2 protein-coding genes are annotated in these 2,557 nt (G+C 73.5%); both read right to left on the reverse strand.

Annotated features, from left to right (window positions below):
• Positions 1-138: 138 nt before the first annotated feature.
• Entirely contained in the window at positions 139-1,071 is a 933-nt protein-coding gene (locus EIO58_RS18975; RefSeq protein WP_164861783.1) for an FKBP-type peptidyl-prolyl cis-trans isomerase, read from the reverse strand.
• A 59-nt stretch (positions 1,072-1,130) separates the two neighbouring features.
• The coding region (locus EIO58_RS16015) for a M23 family metallopeptidase (RefSeq protein ID WP_164861784.1) at positions 1,131-2,557 on the reverse strand (1,427 nt) is incomplete at its 5' end.

Here is a 2,557-nt window from a genome sequence, read left to right on the forward strand (position 1 = left end):
GCCCGCGCGGCCGCTGCGGCCGGCGCGCTCGCGGCCCTGCCGACTGCCCAGGTGGCGGACGTGCCCGATCGGAGCGGCCCTTCGGGGCGCTTCCTGCGGCGTGCCGAGCAGGGCGCCGGCATCGCCTGACCCCCAGCGCTACGCGGCGGGCAGGACGTCGAGCAGGTCGGCGACGAAGACGATCGTCTCGCCGGTGAGGTCCTCGTCGTTGATCTCGCCCTCGCCGTACGCCTGGCCGGGGGGAATGACCACGAGCACCTGCGAGCCGATCGTGTGACCCTCGAGCCCCTGCTGGTAGCCCCGCACGGCCTCGGTCGTCACGATGGTCGCCGGCGCGCCGGTGGCCCACGTCGAGTCGATGACCGAGCCGTCCGACCAGCGCACGCCGGTGTGGTGCAGCATGACGGTGTCGCCGGGCTCCACGACGGGGCCGTCGCCCTGCTTCAGCACCGCGACCTCCGTCTCGGCGGGCGGCTCCGCGTCGGGAATTGTCACGGCCGGAGCCCCGTTCTCGGCGAGCTCGACCGTCGGCATTCCCTCGATGTGTGTCTGATCGACGCCGGTCGCACGGGCGATCCGAGAGCTCAGCACGTCGAGCACCCACACGCTCGCGGCCTCCTGATCTGTCGCAGGCACCGCGACGACGAGGCGCGAGCCGACGGTGGCGCAGCCCAGGAACGGTCCGATCGCGGCTGCGGGGATCGGCAGTCCGGTCTCGCCCTCGTATCCCTGCGCACGCAGCAGCGCGCCGCTGGCGGCGTCGAACACCGTCGCCGCGTAGTCGACGAGGCTCGACCCATCGAGCTTCTCGCCGTCGCCCTCGACGACCACGGTGCGCTCCGTGGCCGGGATCGTCAGCGGTCCCGCGAAGGTGACGGATGCCGGGGACCCGACCTCGCCCTCGACCACGATGCCGTCCGACACCGTTCCCGACGGAGCCGCCATCGCACAGAGGTCGACGGTGGGCGCCGCCTCGACCTCGGTCGTCCCGTCGTCGGTCGCGGTGCATCCGGCGAGGAGCGCCGTGGTGACGGCGGCGGCTGAAAGGGCGGCGAGGACTCGGGAGCGCACGCGGAACCTCCGGGTGTGGCGGTGTGAGAGGACGGTGGGGGCGGATCGGCGCGGGTCGCTCATCCGATCGAGTAGAGGACGGCGTCGCGCCCGTCGAGCACCACGGCGTCGATCGGGCCGGGAGCCTGCAGGTCGTACGCGTACCGGGTCCACACGCGGTCGGTCACGCGGGTCACGCCGAGCACGCCGTCCTCGGCGCTCAGCGCGAGGGGCCAGCCGCCGCCTGCGTACGCGGCGGCGAGCGGCCCGGTCGCCGACAGGCCGGTGGACTGGGCGTCCCAGGCGACCTCGCCCCGGGTGATCCGGAACACCTCGCCGTCGATCGCCGTCATGGCCTCGGGCGCGGGGCCGTCGACATAGACGGCGTCCACGTGGGCCCCGACCTCGAGCCGCGTGTCGGAGATGTTCCAGAGCCCGCCCTCGGCTGGCGCGAGGTGATAGAGGTAGCCGGCCTGCTGGAGCATCGCGTGCAGCCGGCCCCCCGGCAGAGCGACCGTGCTCACCGTGCCCGAGAACTCGTGGCCGGTCCAGGTCTTGACCCATCCGGCGTCGCCGCGGGCGATGTGGAACAGCTTGCCGCCCTCCACGGCGAAGAGCTCGGGATACCCCGTGCCGGTGTCGGCGCCCGAGATGCTCGTGGCGTCCAGCGCCAATCCCGTGGGCGTCTTGGTCCACGCGCCGTCCACGACGGCGATCTGGTTCAGCATCCCGTGCTCGCTCACCATCACGGTGGCGGTCTCGCCGCCCAGGTCGACCGCGGCGAAGATGTCGGAGCCGACGGTGACCCCGGTCGAGATCGAGGCGTATCCGCCATCGCCCTTCGGCCGGACCTCGTACAGCAGCCGGGTGTCGGCCGCCGTGACGGCGGCCGGTGCTGCCGGGCCTGACGCCTCCGCGGTGCTCGCGCCGCCGAGGAAGGCGATGGGGTCGACGTGCTGCCCGTCCTTGGTCACCTCGAAGTGCAGATGGCGGTCGAGCCGTTCGAGATCGCCGCGCTGGCTCCCGCCCATGTAGCCGATGAGCTGCCCCGCTTCGACGTGATCGCCGAGCTGCACGAGCGGCGCCGAAGCGAAGTGGGCGTACCGCGTCGCGAAGCCGTCGGGGTGCGCGATCCGCACCTGGTTGCCGTAGCCGTGGCGATCGCGCGTGCTCGTCCCCCACGTGCCGTCGATGACGGTGCCGGCCGCGACCGCGAAGATCGGCTGATTGACGCCGCCCTGGGCGTCGATCCCCATGTGCAGGCGAGCCACCCGACCCCGGGCGTCGGCGCGGCCATCGAGGAAGCGGGTGCCCGGCAGGTCGTTGTAGATCCACGGGTTCGTGGGATAGACCCGCCCGAACGCGGCGGGTGCGGGCGTGAGCGCCAGCGGCGGGAACGGCGCGACGGGGGCGAGCGACCCGACGCCGGAACCCGGCGGCGGAGCCGGCGTGAACGGCATCCACGGTCCAGGAGCGGGCGCGGGCTTCGTGGGGTCCGGCCGCGGCG

The organism is Microbacterium sp. CPCC 204701 (assembly GCF_004010105.1).
GTDB lineage: Bacteria > Actinomycetota > Actinomycetes > Actinomycetales > Microbacteriaceae > Microbacterium.